General features: G+C 65.5%; 20 protein-coding genes. 8 read left to right on the top strand and 12 right to left on the bottom strand.

What is annotated here, in order from left to right:
• From AC5Y21_RS21825 to AC5Y21_RS21815, 3 genes are all read right to left on the bottom strand, one after another.
• A partial coding sequence (locus tag AC5Y21_RS21825; protein ID WP_499915359.1) for an iron-dependent transcriptional repressor DtxR occupies positions 1-686 on the bottom strand: 686 nt, incomplete at its 3' end.
• Positions 687-820: 134 nt separating this feature from the next.
• Positions 821-1,822 carry a sigma-70 family RNA polymerase sigma factor SigB gene (gene sigB / locus AC5Y21_RS21820; protein WP_499915357.1) on the bottom strand — a complete coding sequence of 334 codons (1,002 nt, stop codon included), beginning with the start codon at positions 1,820-1,822 and terminating at the stop codon, positions 821-823.
• Positions 1,823-1,994: 172 nt separating this feature from the next.
• The gene (locus AC5Y21_RS21815) at positions 1,995-2,405 is read right to left on the bottom strand and encodes a DUF3099 domain-containing protein (RefSeq protein ID WP_499915356.1); all 411 of its coding nucleotides are present in this window, start codon (positions 2,403-2,405) and stop codon (positions 1,995-1,997) included.
• A gap of 56 nt (positions 2,406-2,461) precedes the next feature.
• Here AC5Y21_RS21815 and AC5Y21_RS21810 point away from each other — a divergent pair, with 56 nt between their 5' ends.
• On the top strand, positions 2,462-2,701 hold the full coding sequence (locus AC5Y21_RS21810; protein ID WP_499915354.1) for a DUF3039 domain-containing protein: 240 nt from the start codon (positions 2,462-2,464) through the stop codon (positions 2,699-2,701).
• Here AC5Y21_RS21810 and AC5Y21_RS21805 read toward each other — a convergent pair whose 3' ends face one another.
• Both AC5Y21_RS21805 and AC5Y21_RS21800 read right to left on the bottom strand, forming a co-directional pair.
• Complete coding sequence (locus AC5Y21_RS21805) at positions 2,702-3,685, bottom strand: YihY/virulence factor BrkB family protein (protein ID WP_499915352.1); 984 nt, start codon at positions 3,683-3,685, stop codon at positions 2,702-2,704.
• 66 nt (positions 3,686-3,751) lie between these two features.
• Positions 3,752-3,937, bottom strand: a complete 186-nt coding sequence (locus AC5Y21_RS21800; RefSeq protein ID WP_499915349.1) for a DUF7455 domain-containing protein — start codon at positions 3,935-3,937, stop codon at positions 3,752-3,754.
• A gap of 129 nt (positions 3,938-4,066) precedes the next feature.
• Between AC5Y21_RS21800 and AC5Y21_RS21795 the strand changes: the two genes are divergently transcribed.
• Positions 4,067-4,438 carry a DUF952 domain-containing protein gene (locus AC5Y21_RS21795; protein ID WP_499915347.1) on the top strand — a complete coding sequence of 124 codons (372 nt, stop codon included), beginning with the start codon at positions 4,067-4,069 and terminating at the stop codon, positions 4,436-4,438.
• Here AC5Y21_RS21795 and AC5Y21_RS21790 read toward each other — a convergent pair.
• Complete coding sequence (locus AC5Y21_RS21790; RefSeq protein ID WP_499915345.1) at positions 4,411-4,794, bottom strand: RidA family protein; 384 nt, start codon at positions 4,792-4,794, stop codon at positions 4,411-4,413. The genes AC5Y21_RS21795 and AC5Y21_RS21790 overlap by 28 nt on opposite strands.
• Positions 4,795-4,975: 181 nt before the next feature.
• Between AC5Y21_RS21790 and AC5Y21_RS21785 the strand changes: the two genes are divergently transcribed.
• Entirely contained in the window at positions 4,976-5,356 is a 381-nt protein-coding gene (locus tag AC5Y21_RS21785; RefSeq protein ID WP_499915343.1) for a hypothetical protein, read from the top strand.
• A gap of 50 nt (positions 5,357-5,406) precedes the next feature.
• Here AC5Y21_RS21785 and AC5Y21_RS21780 read toward each other — a convergent pair whose 3' ends face one another.
• Positions 5,407-6,696: a hypothetical protein gene (locus AC5Y21_RS21780; RefSeq protein ID WP_499915341.1), complete on the bottom strand. Its 1,290-nt coding sequence runs from the start codon at positions 6,694-6,696 to the stop codon at positions 5,407-5,409.
• Between the two features lie 434 nt (positions 6,697-7,130).
• On the opposite strand from AC5Y21_RS21780, the gene AC5Y21_RS21775 reads away from it, so the two are divergent.
• Entirely contained in the window at positions 7,131-7,502 is a 372-nt protein-coding gene (locus AC5Y21_RS21775) for a hypothetical protein (protein WP_499915339.1), read from the top strand.
• A 110-nt stretch (positions 7,503-7,612) separates the two neighbouring features.
• Here the strand turns inward: AC5Y21_RS21775 and AC5Y21_RS21770 are convergent, their stop codons facing one another.
• A complete protein-coding gene (locus tag AC5Y21_RS21770) occupies positions 7,613-9,214 on the bottom strand; it encodes an RNA polymerase sigma factor (protein ID WP_499915367.1) in 1,602 nt (533 codons plus the stop codon).
• Between the two features lie 199 nt (positions 9,215-9,413).
• On the bottom strand, positions 9,414-10,208 hold the full coding sequence (ppgK, locus tag AC5Y21_RS21765) for a polyphosphate--glucose phosphotransferase (RefSeq protein WP_499915337.1): 795 nt from the start codon (positions 10,206-10,208) through the stop codon (positions 9,414-9,416).
• A gap of 156 nt (positions 10,209-10,364) precedes the next feature.
• Here ppgK and AC5Y21_RS21760 point away from each other — a divergent pair, with 156 nt between their 5' ends.
• Complete coding sequence (locus AC5Y21_RS21760; RefSeq protein WP_499915335.1) at positions 10,365-11,228, top strand: inositol monophosphatase family protein; 864 nt, start codon at positions 10,365-10,367, stop codon at positions 11,226-11,228.
• A 4-nt stretch (positions 11,229-11,232) separates the two neighbouring features.
• Here the strand turns inward: AC5Y21_RS21760 and cei are convergent, their stop codons facing one another.
• Complete coding sequence (cei, locus tag AC5Y21_RS21755; protein WP_499915333.1) at positions 11,233-11,883, bottom strand: envelope integrity protein Cei; 651 nt, start codon at positions 11,881-11,883, stop codon at positions 11,233-11,235.
• Between the two features lie 194 nt (positions 11,884-12,077).
• Between cei and AC5Y21_RS21750 the strand changes: the two genes are divergently transcribed.
• Complete coding sequence (locus AC5Y21_RS21750) at positions 12,078-12,380, top strand: DUF4193 domain-containing protein (protein WP_007774871.1); 303 nt, start codon at positions 12,078-12,080, stop codon at positions 12,378-12,380.
• Positions 12,381-12,391: 11 nt separating this feature from the next.
• Here the strand turns inward: AC5Y21_RS21750 and AC5Y21_RS21745 are convergent, their stop codons facing one another.
• Complete coding sequence (locus AC5Y21_RS21745) at positions 12,392-12,874, bottom strand: DUF3093 domain-containing protein (RefSeq protein ID WP_499915331.1); 483 nt, start codon at positions 12,872-12,874, stop codon at positions 12,392-12,394.
• A 25-nt stretch (positions 12,875-12,899) separates the two neighbouring features.
• On the opposite strand from AC5Y21_RS21745, the gene dut reads away from it, so the two are divergent.
• Together dut and AC5Y21_RS21735 are read left to right on the top strand one after the other, a co-directional pair.
• Positions 12,900-13,364: a dUTP diphosphatase gene (gene dut / locus AC5Y21_RS21740; RefSeq protein WP_499915329.1), complete on the top strand. Its 465-nt coding sequence runs from the start codon at positions 12,900-12,902 to the stop codon at positions 13,362-13,364.
• Positions 13,364-14,143, top strand: coding sequence for a DUF3710 domain-containing protein (locus AC5Y21_RS21735; protein ID WP_499915327.1), 780 nt, complete (start codon positions 13,364-13,366; stop codon positions 14,141-14,143). Before dut ends, AC5Y21_RS21735 begins: the two co-directional genes overlap by 1 nt.
• Before the next feature lie 98 nt (positions 14,144-14,241).
• Here AC5Y21_RS21735 and AC5Y21_RS21730 read toward each other — a convergent pair whose 3' ends face one another.
• Positions 14,242-14,940, bottom strand: coding sequence for an alpha/beta hydrolase (locus AC5Y21_RS21730; RefSeq protein WP_499915325.1), 699 nt, complete (start codon positions 14,938-14,940; stop codon positions 14,242-14,244).
• Positions 14,941-14,949: the final 9 nt, after the last annotated feature.

Below are 14,949 nucleotides of genomic sequence, written 5' to 3'. Positions count from 1 at the left end.
ACCTTCTCGACCTTGACGGCGTGCGCCATCTCGTGTGGCAGGGTGACGTTCTCGTGCCCGGGTATGAGGATGGTGACGCCAGCCGGGCCGGTCTCGACGGTCACTCGCGCATTGGGTACCACGCCGGCGTCTTTGAGCCGGCTGATCAGATCGATGTCGCCCTGAACGTGCTCGGTGAGCTGGCGGACGACCACGGCCACCGGCGATCCGGCGGGCAACTCCGTCAACCGCACCAGGTTGGCGTCCTCGGCACCGAATTCCAGTCCGACTCCGAGGTCCAGCAGCCCCGGAATCGGGTTGCCGAAGGGGGAGGTGGTCGGATGGTTGAGTACCTTCACCAGCCGGCGCTCGACGTCCTCGCTCATCACGTGCTCCCACCGGCATGCCTCGGCGTGCACCTCTTCCCACGGCAGTCCGATGACATCGACGAGCAGGCGTTCGGCGAGTCGATGCTTACGCATCACGGCGATGGCCAGCGTGCGGCCCTTGTCGGTGAGCTCCAGGTGGCGGTCGCCGGCCACGTGGAGCAATCCGTCCCGCTCCATCCGGGATACCGTCTGGCTGACGGTCGGGCCGCTTTGGTCGAGCCGTTCAGCGATCCGGGCACGCAGCGGAGTAACGCCCTCTTCCTCGAGGTCGTAGATGGTCCGCAGGTACATCTCGGTGGTATCGACCAGCTCGTTCATTCAGCACCCTCCATTGACGCTGAGTCTACTTGGCCAGCTGCGTGAATGGGTCCAACGCGGCTTCCCACGTTCTAGGCAAGCAGTATGCCCGCCGCGGCGCGACGGGCATACTGTCTGCTACTTAGTCGGTGGCGTCAACTGGCATACGAGCGCAGCCGGTCGGCGCGTTCGCCGTGGCGCAGCTTGCACATCACATCGCGCTCGATCTGACGAACCCGCTCGCGGGACAAGCCGAACAGCTTGCCGATCTGATCCAGGGTGCGCGGTTGCCCGTCGTCCAAGCCGAAGCGCAACCGGATCACCTGGTGCTCACGCTCGTCGAGCGTGGACAGCACGCTGCGGATGTCGACGTGTAGCAACTCGGCGATCACCGCGTTCTCTGCGGACATCGCTTCGGCGTCCTCGATGAAATCGCCGAGCGGGGCTTCTTCCTCGGAACCGACCGGCATATCCAGGCTCACCGGGTCACGGCTGTGTTCCAGCAAGTCGTTGATCTTTTCGATCGGAATGCCAGATTCGGCCGCGAGTTCCTCGTCGCTGGCTTCGCGTCCCAGGTTCTGGTGCATCTCGCGCTTGATTCGCGCCAGCTTGTTGACCTGCTCGACCAGGTGGACCGGCAGCCGGATGGTGCGGCTCTGGTCGGCCATACCGCGGGTGATCGCCTGACGGATCCACCACGTGGCGTACGTCGAGAACTTGAATCCCTTTGAGTAGTCGAACTTTTCCATCGCGCGGATGAGGCCCAGATTGCCCTCCTGGATGAGGTCCAGCAACGGCATGCCCCGACCCGTGTAGCGCTTGGCCAGCGACACGACCAGGCGCAGGTTCGCTTCCAGCAGGTGGCGGCGCGCCGCCTCCCCGTCGCGCACCACGGCGGCCAGTTCGCGTTTGCGGTTCTCGCCGAGGCGCTTCCGGGTCTCGAGCAGGTGTTCGGCGTACAGGCCGGCCTCGATGCGCTTGGCCAGTTCGACTTCGTCGGCGGCGTTGAGCAACGCCGTCTTGCCGATGCCGTTCAGGTACACGCGTACCAAGTCTGCTGCGGGGCTTTGCGCATCCAGATCGCCGTCGATCCGGCCTGCGGTAGCCCTTCTGGTGGGTTCGGCCCCCCTTGGGGATGTTGTGGCTGCATTGGCCATGTGAGCCCTCCCGATTGGCTTGAGGTGTCATGTGGTCTAACGACAAACCTGTACTCAGAGTTCCCAGCCCGTTGTCATCTCACACGCCTTGACGTGCAGAAATGTGCCGTCGACCTGAGAATGTCCTGAGAAGTGTGACGAGCGGACGCTATTCGGAACTCTGACCGAATGACTAACCCAGGCCGTCCGGGTCCAGCGGATCGCGTTGCGGCTGCGGCCGGGCCTCGAGCGCCGGCCGCTCGGCCGTCGGGAACAGCGGGGTACGTCGGTGGGCCGGCTCGAACCGCCGAGGCTCGTCGGCGCGGCGGGGAGGACGGTCGTTGGCGATCAGCACGGCCATCCACGGCAACGGTACCGACACCGCCACGATCGCCAGCGAGATCAGTCCGTTGTGCCAGGCACCGTATGCGACGGCGGCCAGGATGAGGGCGGGAATGCGGAACGCCATGAGGGTCAGGTACTTACGCACCCGCGCGCGATGCTCTTCTTCGTACGAGGGCGCGGCGGCGGTGATGAGCACTGGCCTGCCGTCGTCGTCGAACCCCTGGTCGGAGCCGCGCTTCATCTCTCTACTCTCCCACACCAGATCGATTCGGGCTTATTCGGTTTCAGGGCCGGTTGCAAGGCACAATGTCAGGTATGCAGACCCAGACGATCGAACGCACCGAGACCGACGAACGCGTCGACGACGGGACCGGCAGCGACACGCCTAAGTACTTCCACTACGTCCGCAAGGACAAGATCGCTGAGAGCGCCGTCATGGGCAGCCATGTTGTCGCGTTGTGCGGTGAGGTATTTCCCGTCACCCGCGCGGCCAAACCGGGCTCACCGGTTTGCCCGGACTGCAAGCAGATCTACGAGCAGCTCAAGAAGGGCTGATCAGCCGGGCCGGTCAGCGGTATCGGCAGCGACGACGTTGTCCTGCGACGGCGGCGGCTCGTAATCCGTGCCGCGTCGCAGCCGCTCCATCAGCCAGGTGCGCAGCCGGTGGGTGTGGGTGGCCTGGGCGGGAAACTCCTCTTGGACCGCGGCGTTGAGTTCGGCGCCGATCATGATCGCGAAACCGCCGAAGAACGTGAACAACAGGAACGCGATCGGCGTCGACAGCGCGCCGTAGGTGTACCCGGTGCCGGTGATCCACCTCAGATAGAAGCGCAGACCCAGCGTCGTGACCACGAACACCGCCGTCGCCAGCATCGCCCCGAGGATCAGCCGATGCGACGGCAGGGGTACCGGCAGCGAAACGCGGTACAGGGCCATCACCCCGAGCATGAGGCCCAGAACCAGCGCCGGGTAGTAGCCGTAGTGCAGCAAATTGGCCCAGGTCGGTGGAATGTGCTCGCCGAGCTTGCGCGGACCGACAACGGCCAACGGCGCGACCGCCACCACGAACACCAGCCCCACCACGTAAAGGAACAGCGCGAAGAATCGCTGCCGCACCGGATGGCGCAGCGGAGTCTGGTCATGCGCCTCGACCACCGAGTCGACGAACGACGACATCGCCGACGATCCCGCCCACAGCGAGATCACAAAGCCCAGCGAGACCACGTCGCCGCGGGCGTTGAAAGCGACGTCGCGGATGGTGGGCTCGATGATCTCGTTGACCACGCTGGGGGAGAAGAAGCTGTGGGACGTGGTGACCAGACGCCGCTGAATGGTGGGTAACGTGTCCGGGCCGAACAGTGGCGCTACGTAGGCCAGCGTGCCAAGCAGTCCCAACAACAGCGGCGGCAGCGACAAGCAGGACCAAAAGCCGGCCTGCGCCGACTCCGAGAAGATCGAGTCATCCCAACTTTTGGATAGCGTCCTGATGCCTATTCGCCACACATGGTGGCGGGACGGCTTGGCGACTTGGTCACTCATACCAATCCAGCATTACCCGATGACTGCTGACGCAGCCATCATTCGTGGAAGGTGAGTCGGATGAACTTAGCTTCCGCTGACCTCGAGCACGGCGGCTTGCTCGGCGAGCTTGGTTTGGTGCTGGTTCGCGTGATGCATGCAGAAGAGCAACTCGGATCCAGAAGCGAGCTTCGCACGGACGCGGGCGGCTGCGCCGCAGCGGTCGCAGCGGTCGGCTCTAGTCAGTTCGGGACTGGTCAGAGTTGCGTTCATGGCGTCTCCGTTTCTGGACGTGTCTTCAACTGTGTCAGACGTTCGGGCTTTTCGCCTTGTTCCCCGGCCGGTATGAGGTGTGTCGTTTCTCACGGATTTAAACGCGCCCAATCGGGCAAGCTGGCGACCATGCCCGCCGCGCCCGCCGTACTGGTGCATCTGTGCGCGATCGAGGAGTGGACGCGCGCCCAGAACGACGGCAAGATTCGCCCCGATTCGGCCGGTGGCACGCCGTTTGTTCACCTCTCGACGCCTGAGCAGGTGCATCTGCCGGCCAACCGGATCTACCACGGCCGCACCGATCTGCTGTTGCTCTACATCGACCCGGCGGCACTCGACTCGCCGGTGCGTTGGGAGCCGGGAGTGGCGACGGACCCGGAGTCCATGCTGTTCCCGCATTTGTATGGTCCGCTGCCGGCTCGCGCTGTGATCAACGTCACCGCCTACCCGCCGGCGCCCGACGGCAGCTTTCCTCAGCTGGTTTCCGGCGACTCCACGTAGGCGTCGGCTTCGATTTCCACCAGCAGGTCGGGTGCGATCAGCGCCGAAACTTCGACCATGGTGGCCACCGGGCGTATCTCACCGAATACTTGCGCGTGTACTTCTCCGACCTCGCGCCATAGCGAAATGTCGGTTACGTACATGCGGGTACGGACCACGTCGGCAAGTGACGTACCCGCCTGCTGCAAGGCAATCTCGATGCGGCGCAATGCATCTCGGGTCTGCGCTGCGATATCGTCGCCGCTGCCGGTCGTTCCGGCGACGACCACGTGCGGACCGATGCGCACCGCACGCGAATAACCCACGGCCGCTTCGAAGTCGGATCCGGACGAGACGTTGTGGCGACTGGGTGGCATGCGGTCACGGTAGGGCAGCGGGGCGGTAAGCGCATCCGAATATCTGTAGCAATGTGTGTTCAGCTGTGGCACAACGGTATTCAGTCGACCAATGCACTGGCGACGCGCAGCCGGCGCAGGAAAGGGCCGTTTACTTCTCGATAATGCTCGCGACCCGAGATCCCCGAGTAGCGTCTGAGGAGTGATGGTCACGGGCGCGTTCTTGGCCGAGTCGGCGTCAGCCGTCGATCACAAGCTGGACGTGACAGGCGGCGTAATCGAGCACTGGACCGTCGATCGCTCGCGGCCAGATACCCGACTGACAGTGGTGGCTCTGACGCAGATTCAGCGGGGCGAGACCAAGCGGGAAATCGAGATCAAGATACGGCCGCCACAGGACGGCGCCGACCCGGTGGTTTACACGGGTCCGATACCGGACGGGGCAGCCCGCGGCGAACTGGGGTTTGCCTTTTTCGTGTTCCAGACCGACATTTTCGGGCGTTTCGAGGGCCGCTGGGTATTCGAGGTGGCTGCCGGCGGCAATACGGTGTCATTTCCGCTCAATGTCCGCCACGCCGGATGAACCCTCTTTCGTCGGATAGCCCGCACCCATCGCGGCACTTCCTGCAGCAGTTACCCGGCGGGGTACAGGATGGCGCGCTTCACGTCGGCAAGTAGCACGGTGGAGGTGTTGGCCGCCGGGTCGTAGATCATTAGCGACCGGGTGCGCGAGCCGCAGCCCTTGCTGGCTTCGAGCAGCAATTTGTTTGCGGTCTCGCCGATGGGAATTACGGGGTTTTCGCTATCCACGCCGGGAACCGTCACCTTCTGGGGCTGCATGTCCGTCGTCAACCGAAACAGTAATCCGTCGCCGCCGCAGCCTGGCACGTTCCGCAGAAACGTGCCGCTGGGCAGCTGCCAGGCATCCATGTAGCCCAGGCTCTGCCCGTCGACCGGTGTGAGCGCTGTTGGGGTCCCGCCGGCCAGGGGTACTTGCCAGAGCTGGGTTTCGTTGGCGGAGATCGGCGTTCCTGGCGGCGACGGCGGGTTGTCGCAGGCGGCGAGGACGACCGTTGAGGTCCACCACCGGACGGGTTTGCAGTAGCTGCGCGGGGCAGGCATCGGCAGCTGTCGAACGACCGCTCCGTCTTTGCCCATCACCACCATGCCCCGCTCGGCGCCCAGGATCAGTTGGCTGCCGTCGGGTGTCTGCAGGTAGGCGTTGTTGAACTTGCCCGCTGCCCCAAGTTGATCGGTGGGAAAGGTAAATTGCTCGGTACCGCTCAGATCGAGCCGTTCCAATTTGGATGTGTAGTTGCCGTCTGAGTTCGTGTCCAACAGGAGGAGGGCCTGACCGGTCGGCCGGCTGTAGGCGACGCTGCTGCTCTGGGAGCCCACTGTGAAGGTGCGCTTGGCGCCGGTCGCCAGGTCGACCTCCGTGACCGCGGTGTGCCCCCCGGCGGCGAACATATCCTCGAACAGGGCGCGTCTGCCGTCGCCCGACCAGTTGACCAGCGTGGGTGGATGTCCGGGATCATCAGACCCCTGCGGCGGTGAGAGCGGAAGGGTGGTGATCGGGTAGCGCCCGCCCGCGGGGTCGAGCAGGTACAGCGTCACCGGTGCCGAAGGGGGTTTGGCGTCGGGAGTGGTCGGCCCGGGACTCGGGGCGCTGCGGGTGGCCAGGATCCATCCCGGACCGACCTGTTTCCAGGGAATCTGGCTGGCCGGCACTTCCTGGCCCAACGTCGGCAGAGCCACGGGCGCGTTTTTGGGCGAACACGTCACTAGCGCGGCCGCCGAGGCGATCAGGAGGGCGTTGACGACCGCCCGCCGAGGGACGCGTCGGGGCTTTGTGGGCGGCTGGTCGGTCATGTCGGTGTCCTTCCCGACGAACGTCTCCGGGGTCTGGGATAGCCCCGTCACGGATCAAGTTGGTCGGTCGCGGCCGAACGCAAGCTCATCCACGGGCGTCTTGCCCTGCCATGGTCAGGATGTTAGTGATTCACACCGACCCGCACGGTCGATTCGCTTAGCCGATCAAGAGCGCACGCGTTGACATCGAGACCGTTGACTTGGGCGATGCATTACCCGCGGTTTTACGCCTGCGTTCGCTTTGCTCAGAGACGCTGCGCGGCCTTGCAATCTCACAACCTCAAACCGTCCGTCGCGTTCCGTGTGGTGCGGCAGTAGTCGTTCAAAACCTTTGTGTTGCTTGGTAATTCACACGTCGAAAAAGGCTTGATAAAGTGCCAGCAACATTCTGCTGCTCGCGAGCGACGGCCAGTGCGGCAGGTATGCCGACAGCACCGAATAGCCAGGGACGTCATCAGCGGTACCTGGCCAATAGCCCAGGAATAATGGATGATGCACCCGTGTCGTCATGGCGCCCGATCACCTGGTTCATCGTCGCGGTGCAGGCTGTGTTTCTTATATGGCTGATCGCGAATGTCATCTCAGGATTCAATGCCTGTTCGAACGACCACGCCGATGCCTGCAGAGCTGGCGAAACAATTGGCACGGGAATCGGTATGGGAATCTTCGTCCTTATCTGTGTCGACGTCCTTCTCGGCGTCCTATGGGTGGTGACGAACACGAGCGAACGGACATGCACTGCCTGCGGACGAAATGTGAAGAACGAACTTTTGGTCTGTCCTGGGTGCGGTTTCGACTTTGCGGCGGCCGCTCGCGAGGAAAGCCCTCCTGCGCCGCCTCCTGCATCAGTGAGTTGACGGGCGCCGAATGGGGCCGAGCAGTCGCTAACATGAAGCCCGGCAATCAGGCTCCGCCATTCTTGCTTATCGTCCGCCGCGGCGGGATGGCCGCGACGAGCCGTCCTCGCTCAGTCCAGGTAGTCGCGCAACACCTGAGAACGACTGGGGTGGCGCAACTTTGACATCGTCTTCGACTCGATCTGACGGATGCGCTCGCGGGTCACGCCGTAGACCTGACCGATCTCGTCGAGCGTGCGCGGCTGGCCGTCGGTGAGCCCGAACCGCAGCCGTACTACGCCGGCCTCGCGCTCAGACAGCGTCTCGAGCACCGACTGCAGCTGATCCTGCAGCAATGTAAACGACACCGCGTCGACGGCCACGACCGCTTCACTGTCCTCGATGAAGTCACCGAGCTGGCTGTCGCCCTCGTCGCCGATGGTCTGGTCCAGCGAGATCGGCTCGCGGGCGTACTGCTGGATCTCAAGCACCTTCTCGGGCGTGATGTCCATCTCCTTGGCCAGCTCCTCAGGAGTGGGCTCGCGGCCCAGATCCTGCAGCAGCTCGCGCTGGATGCGGCCCAGCTTGTTGATCACCTCGACCATGTGCACGGGGATGCGGATGGTGCGCGCCTGGTCGGCCATGGCGCGCGTGATTGCCTGGCGGATCCACCACGTCGCATAGGTCGAGAACTTGTATCCCTTTGTGTAGTCGAACTTTTCGACCGCGCGGATCAAACCCAGGTTACCTTCCTGGATCAGGTCGAGGAACGCCATACCGCGGCCCGTGTAGCGCTTGGCCAGCGAAACCACCAGCCGCAGGTTGGCTTCCAGCAGATGGTTTTTCGCACGGTCGCCGTCGCGACAGATCCACATCATGTCGCGGCGCTGAGCGGCGGGCAGCTTGTCGCCGCGCTCAACCATCTCGGCCATCAGCTGCGTGGCGTACAGACCGGCCTCGATCCGCTTGGCCAGCTCGACCTCTTCCTCCGCGTTAAGCAGCGCCACCTTGCCGATCTGCTTGAGGTAAGCGCGCACCGAGTCCGCTGATGCGGTGAGTTCGGCGTCCTTGCGGGCCTGTCGCAACGCCTCGGATTCGTCCTCATCCCAGACGAAATCACCGGAGGCCTTGTCCTTTTCGCTGGGTTCAGCGATCCCTTCGTCCTCATCGGCGACGGGCTCGGCGGGCGCGGCGGCCACGACGGGCTGGGCATCCTCGGTTTCGTCAGCCTCGCCTTCGAGATCGCCGTCAGCCTCGGCGGCGACTTCCTCCAGGTCTTCGAGGTTGAGGTCGGCGGCGTCGATCTCGAGGTCCTCGCCCGGCTCGACGTCGAGGTCGGCGTCGTCGAGGTCCTCGGTTACATCAGCGTCGTCGACGGCGACCAGGGTGGCGTCGGGATCCTGCGCCGCGGCATCCCCGGCCGCCTTGGATCCTGCTTTTGCCTTACCGGCGGATGTCGCCTTCGCGTCGGCGCCTTTTGCCGAAGCACGGGTTTTCTTCGGCGCTTCTCCTGTTTGGGAGCTTGCTTGGGGAGCCGACGTCGAGGCCGCCTTGGCGGGCTTGGATGCGGTCTTGGTGGCCCGTTTTGCGGGGGCGGCGGTGCCGTTGGCCTTGGCTGCCGATCGCTTCGTGACCGTCTTGGCCGGAGACCCGTGGGAGCCCGAAGACCCGGACGACTTTGCGGTGCGCTTCACCGCATCGTCAGTTGCTGGGCTCGTCTTGGTCGCTGCCACAAAGACCCCTTCGGTCGGACTCACTTCCGGTGGATCTGGGCATGCTTAACCGAAAGTGTCTGCTATGTCGAATGTCGGCGTTGATACCAGCGTGAGTACTCGCGCTTTATCGGTCGGGCGGCCGCCGTTGACCATTGTAACGACAGTCCACGCCCAAACCGGCCCGAGCGGGCAAAGTTCAACGGGTTTCAGCGCCTTTTCAATGCGTCACGTCCCTGGTCGAGGCCATCGCCGCACCGACAATCCCGGCGGTGTTCAGCAGGGCTGCGGGCACCACGGGTGTGCGATTTTCCAGCAAATGCACCCATTTTTCGGCTTTGCGGCTGATGCCGCCGCCGGCGATGAACAGGTCCGGCCACAGCGCGTTCTCGATGGCGATCAGCACCGTGGTCACCTCTTTGGCCCACTTTTTGAAGCTCCAGTCGTGGTTCTCCTTGACCGACGACGCCGCCCGGTGCTCGGCCTCCTTTCCGCCGACCTCGAGATGCCCGAATTCGGTGTTCGGTATCAACGTCCCGTTGTGAATGACCGCGGAACCGATTCCGGTGCCGAAGGTGAGCAGCACAACCAGTCCGGCGTGGCCTTTTCCCGCCCCGTAGCGTTCCTCGGCAAGCCCGGCCGCGTCCGCATCGTTGAGGACCGTGACGTCCTGGCCGTCCAATTCGGCGCTGATGATGTCGCGCGCGCTGGTTCCGATCCACGACTTGTGCACGTTGGCGGCGGTTTGGACGATGCCGTGGGTGACGACGCCGGGGTAGGTCACGCCCAGGGGACCGGTCCACCCGAACCCGTTGACGACCTCGGCGATGGTCTTGGCGACGGCCGACGGCGTGGCCGGTTGCGGAGTCAGCAGTTTGATGCGGTCGCCGATCAGCTGTCCCGTGTCCAGGTCGACGATTGCGCCTTTGATGCCGCTGCCGCCGACGTCGATGCCGAAGCCACGACGTTGCGGCGTGTCGCCGGCCGTTTCGGACGCAGGGTCGGTGCTGGTCATCGAATCTCCTCGGCGAGACATGCGAGACGTTTAGTCGTCCGCCCACCTTAGCCCGACGACGGCGAGCGCCGAGGCGGCGCGAGTAAGGAGTCGGGCGATCAGATCAAGCCCGGCGACGGCGAGCGTCGGGGCTGGCAACTGTGATGCGATAGACGAGTGACACCAGCTGACAACGACCCGGCAGTGCTCCGCTCAGCGGCCCAAACGCTGGCCGCCGAAGCCGCTGCGTTCGTGCGCAATCGGCGCGCCCAGGTGTTCGGCGCCGATTTCCCCGCTGACAGTCATGTGGTGAGGGCGAAGAGCACCCCGACCGATCCGGTCACCGTGGTCGACACCGAGACGGAACGCCTGTTGCGCGATCGGCTGGCGAAACTACGGCCCGGCGACCCGATTGTGGGGGAGGAAGGCGGCGGGCCGGCCGGCCGGACCGCCGACACCGTCACTTGGGTGGTGGACCCCATCGACGGCACGGTCAACTTCGTTTACGGCATCCCGGTGTACGCGGTGTCGGTCGCGGCGCAGATCAATGGCGTGTCGGTGGCCGGCGCGGTCGCCGACGTCGTCGCCGGTCGCGTGTACTCGGCGGCGAGCGGCTTGGGCGCCAATGTCGCCGACGAGCACGGGACGCACCGGCTGAGGTGCACCGCCGTCGAGGATTTGTCGATGGCGTTGGTGGGCACCGGTTTCGCGTACTCGCTGCGGCGGCGCACCGCCCAGGCGGCGCTGGTGGCGCGGATGCTGCCGATGGTTCGCGACGTGCGACGGATGGGTTCGGCGGCGCTGGACCTGTGCATGGTCGCAGAGGGTCGGCTGGATGCCTACTACGAGCACGGGCTGCAGCGTTGGGATTGCGCGGCGGGCGCCCTGATCGCTACCGAGGCGGGCGCACGCGTGGTGCTGCCCGACTACAACGCGCCGGATGGCAACGCGGGATTGGCGGTGGCGGCTGCGCCCGGAATCGCCGACGAGCTGTTGGCGGCCCTCAAGCGCTGCAACGGCCTGGAGCCGATTCCGGATTGACCGCTCAGCAGCTGCTGGCGTGGATCTTCGACAACAGGGCCGGATCTGCCGGCTCGGTGGCGCCCGGCCGCAGGCTGGCCAGGACGGCGTCGATGTTGTCGTTGTGCGCCAGCGAGGTGAAGTCGGTGCCCAGGGCCAGATCGACCGAGTCGTCGGCGCGGCTGTCGTGGAACAGTTCGGTGCACGGCGCCACCAGCCACACCGCGGCCGCCGTCGCCTGCCCGGCCGTCCCGAAGCGGATCTGGCCCTGGCAATTCAGTCGGGTGCCGGCGTAAAGCGGGTCGTTGGCGGCGGTCGGCTGGGTAAAGCCCAGATCCCGCAGCGCGCCTGCGACATCGGCGGCTTGACCGCCGCGGCCGCTGGCATTGAGGACATGGACCTTGGTGTCGCTGAGTTTGGCGGGCGCGACATCCGTCATGTCCGACCGCGACACCGGCTCACCGACCTTGACCGGCGTCGACTCGGCCGTCTGCGGAGGCGGGTTGCATGCCTCGGCCTCGCGGACCTTCGCCGGCCGCGTTAGCGCAATGGTCCATATGACGCCGGTCAGGATCGTCAGGAGGATGACCACGATGATCGCGGGCCGGGAGTTGCGTCGCCGAAAGGGCCGACCGTGCTTGTCGAAAGCGGTACCTTCGGTGATTTGTGCGACCACACGTGCACTCTAAACGCACTGTTCAAGGGCGAACTCAAGGGTCGATCCGGTGATGTGACGTAAATCACACTCTAATGGGCGGCGATCTGGGCACGAATCATTTGGTGGATGCGTTCGACGCTGGTACAAAGCGTTGCTTGGGATATTGCGGGCTTTGACGTTTAGGGCAGAGGGGATAGGACGGGGATAGGACGATGCCTACCGACTACGACGCTCCACGGCGCACCGAGACTGACGACGTCTCTGAGGACTCGCTGGAGGAGCTCAAAGCGCGACGGAACGAAGCGGCGTCGGCCGTGGTCGACGTGGACGAATCCGAAACCGCCGAGAATTTCGAGCTGCCCGGCGCCGACCTGTCTGGCGAAGAGCTGTCTGTCCGCGTCATTCCGAAGCAGGCTGACGAGTTCACCTGCTCGAGTTGCTTCCTGGTGCAACACCGCAGCCGACTGGCCAGCGAGAAGAACGGCGTCATGATCTGCACGGACTGCGCTGCCTGATTGCTGGAACTTTAGCTTCTCAGGGCCGACAGCACCCGCTCGGGGTGACGGCAGCTCACCAGCCAATACGGCGTGGGGTCATCCGGGTCGTCGAGGACGACCAGAATCATCGGGCCCACCCATGCCCGGTGCAGCACAAACGCCGCCGGGTCGAGCTGACGGCCCAGGGCCGCGGACTTTGCGGACGGAACGATTTCGGCGGATCGGGCGATCGCGGTGACGGGCAGATGCGCTTCGCCGGCCCACAGCTCGACTTCGCCGAGTTGTGAATCGCCGGTGACCCGGATCTCGATCCTGCCCAGCCACAGCAGTGCCCCGGCCGCGACAGTGAAGAGTACTGCGTACGGCAGCCAGTCGGGTAGCGCCGCGACACCGAGGTTGACTTCGAAAGCGATGAGCGCAGCTAATCCGAAGCCCAGCGGCCACCACCCCCAGGGCACCCACAGTCGTTCGCGATATCGCACGCTGTGCGGCGCTATACGCGTACCGGACACGCGGTCAAGGGTAGTCTGTGGCCCCGTGTCGACCAGTCTGGCCGTAGTCCGCCTCGACCCGGATCTGCCCCTGCCCAACCGCCCGCACGACGGCGACGCCGGGGTGGACCTGTACAGCGCCGAAGATGTCCGGCTGGCACCGGGGCATCGCGCGCTGGTGCGCACCGGCGTCGCGGTCGCGATCCCGTACGGGATGGTGGGCTTGGTTCACCCTCGCTCGGGATTGGCTTCCCGACTGGGACTTTCGATCGTCAACAGTCCGGGCACCATCGACGCGGGCTACCGTGGTGAGATCAAGGTTTCGCTGATCAACCTCGACCCGGACACGGCGATCGACGTGCACCGTGGGGACCGGATTGCCCAGCTGCTGGTGCAACGGGTCGAGCTGCTCGAGCTGGTTGAGGTCTCGTCCTTCGACGAAGCCGGGCTGGCTGAAACCTCCCGTGGCGACGGCGGTCACGGTTCCTCCGGCGGACATGCGAGTTTGTGATGGCATTCGGTAAACGCTCAGGCAAAGACGACAGCGCGACGGCTCCCGTCGAGTCAACGGACGAGACGCAAGACCCCCCGAAGGCCGAGGCCTCCGAAGCTTCAGGCGAAGCCGACGAGGAGCTGGAGGGCCCATTCGACATCGACGACTTCGACGACCCGGCGGACGCGGAGCTGGCCCGGCTCGATCTCGGCTCGGTGCTGATCCCCATGCCGTCGGACGGCCAGCTGCAGGTCGAGCTGACCGAGGGCGGGGTGCCCAGCGCGGTGTGGGTCGTCACCGCCAACGGTCGTTTCACTATCGCCGCCTACGCGGCACCCAAGACCGGCAGCCTCTGGCGTGAGGTGGCCGGCGAACTCGCCGACTCGCTGCGCAACGACTCGGCACAGGTCAGCATCAAAGACGGCCCATGGGGTCGAGAAGTGGTCGGGACCGCCTCGGGCGTCGTGCGTTTCATCGGGGTAGACGGCTACCGCTGGATGATCCGCTGCGTCGTCAACGGCCCGCACGAGACCATCGACGAGCTGGTCGGGGAAGCCCGTGCGGCGCTCGCCGACACCGTCGTCCGTCGTGGCGACACCCCGCTGCCGGTGCGAACACCGTTGCCCGTGCAGCTGCCCGAGCCGATGGTCGAGCAGTTGCGGGAGGCGGCCGCACAGCAGGCCGCGCAGGCGGCCTCCCAACAAGCCGATGCGCAACAGCCGTCCAGCCAGCCCACCGCACGCCGCAGTGCCGAGGGATCGGCCATGCAGCAGTTGCGCACCACCACCGGCGGCTGACGCCGCGTGGGTTTGAGCCTGCGAGCAGACGCAGAATCGCATCACAGCGTGCTGTTTCGTGCGATTCTGCGTCTGCTCGAGCCCGTGCTCGAACGCTGTCAAGCGTCGGCGAGGGCGGCCAGGCAGGCGGCGCCCAGCGCGGCGCTGTCCGAACCGATCTGGTCCAGCGTCACCGTGCGCAGCGCCGCACGCGGCGCAGCGCTCACCCAGTCCACACCGACCTGCAGCGGGTGGATGGGATCGTCCACCGCGGCGGCCACCCCCAGTGGCGCGGTCAGCCGCTGTAGGTCGGTGCGGCTGGGGGCGATGTAGGCCGCCGCTTCCTCCATGGCGTCGGGCAGTTGCGGCCACTGATTCCGCCACGACCGGGCCAGCTCGTCGGCCAGCCAGCGCGGGCTTGATGCCCGCATCTGCGTGGTGGTCGCTTCCAGGCCGTCGCGACGCAGCTGGGACGCCGAATGGCGCGCCGCCAAAGCGGCCGGCGCCGATCCCGGTTCCCCGCTCCAGGCCGGCAGTGCGGCCAGTACGGCCACCGCGTGCCCGGGATGGGACAGCGCCCAGGCGGCGGCGACCGCGGCACCGATCGAGACGCCCCCGACGCCGATCGGCCCCGAGCGGGCGGCGTCGTCCAAGGCGGACAGGTAGCCGTCGATCAAACCGCCCGGCTGTGGCGGCGGGGTCACAACCACCGCGCCGATGCCTTGCAGCGGGCCGGAAAACGCCCGATCGATGTAGTCGTCGTCGGACCCGGTTCCGGGCAACAACACGGTCGTTACACCCCGCAAATCGACAGCCACCCCTTGATA

The sequence above is a fragment of the Mycobacterium sp. NGS41 genome, from assembly GCF_059812725.1.
This window is presented reverse-complemented; position numbering and strand designations above follow the sequence as displayed.

What these genes read in the sequence shown, in the direction of transcription:
- sigB (WP_499915357.1), bottom strand. Translation starts at nt 1,822, where the DNA reads ATGGCCAATGCAGCCACAACATCCCCAAGGGGGGCCGAACCCACCAGA.
- AC5Y21_RS21810 (WP_499915354.1), top strand. Translation starts at nt 2,462, where the DNA reads ATGCAGACCCAGACGATCGAACGCACCGAGACCGACGAACGCGTCGAC.
- AC5Y21_RS21805 (WP_499915352.1), bottom strand. Translation starts at nt 3,685, where the DNA reads ATGAGTGACCAAGTCGCCAAGCCGTCCCGCCACCATGTGTGGCGAATA.
- AC5Y21_RS21800 (WP_499915349.1), bottom strand. Translation starts at nt 3,937, where the DNA reads ATGAACGCAACTCTGACCAGTCCCGAACTGACTAGAGCCGACCGCTGC.
- AC5Y21_RS21795 (WP_499915347.1), top strand. Translation starts at nt 4,067, where the DNA reads ATGCCCGCCGCGCCCGCCGTACTGGTGCATCTGTGCGCGATCGAGGAG.
- AC5Y21_RS21790 (WP_499915345.1), bottom strand. Translation starts at nt 4,794, where the DNA reads ATGCCACCCAGTCGCCACAACGTCTCGTCCGGATCCGACTTCGAAGCG.
- AC5Y21_RS21775 (WP_499915339.1), top strand. Translation starts at nt 7,131, where the DNA reads ATGGATGATGCACCCGTGTCGTCATGGCGCCCGATCACCTGGTTCATC.
- ppgK (WP_499915337.1), bottom strand. Translation starts at nt 10,208, where the DNA reads ATGACCAGCACCGACCCTGCGTCCGAAACGGCCGGCGACACGCCGCAA.
- AC5Y21_RS21750 (WP_007774871.1), top strand. Translation starts at nt 12,078, where the DNA reads ATGCCTACCGACTACGACGCTCCACGGCGCACCGAGACTGACGACGTC.
- AC5Y21_RS21735 (WP_499915327.1), top strand. Translation starts at nt 13,364, where the DNA reads ATGGCATTCGGTAAACGCTCAGGCAAAGACGACAGCGCGACGGCTCCC.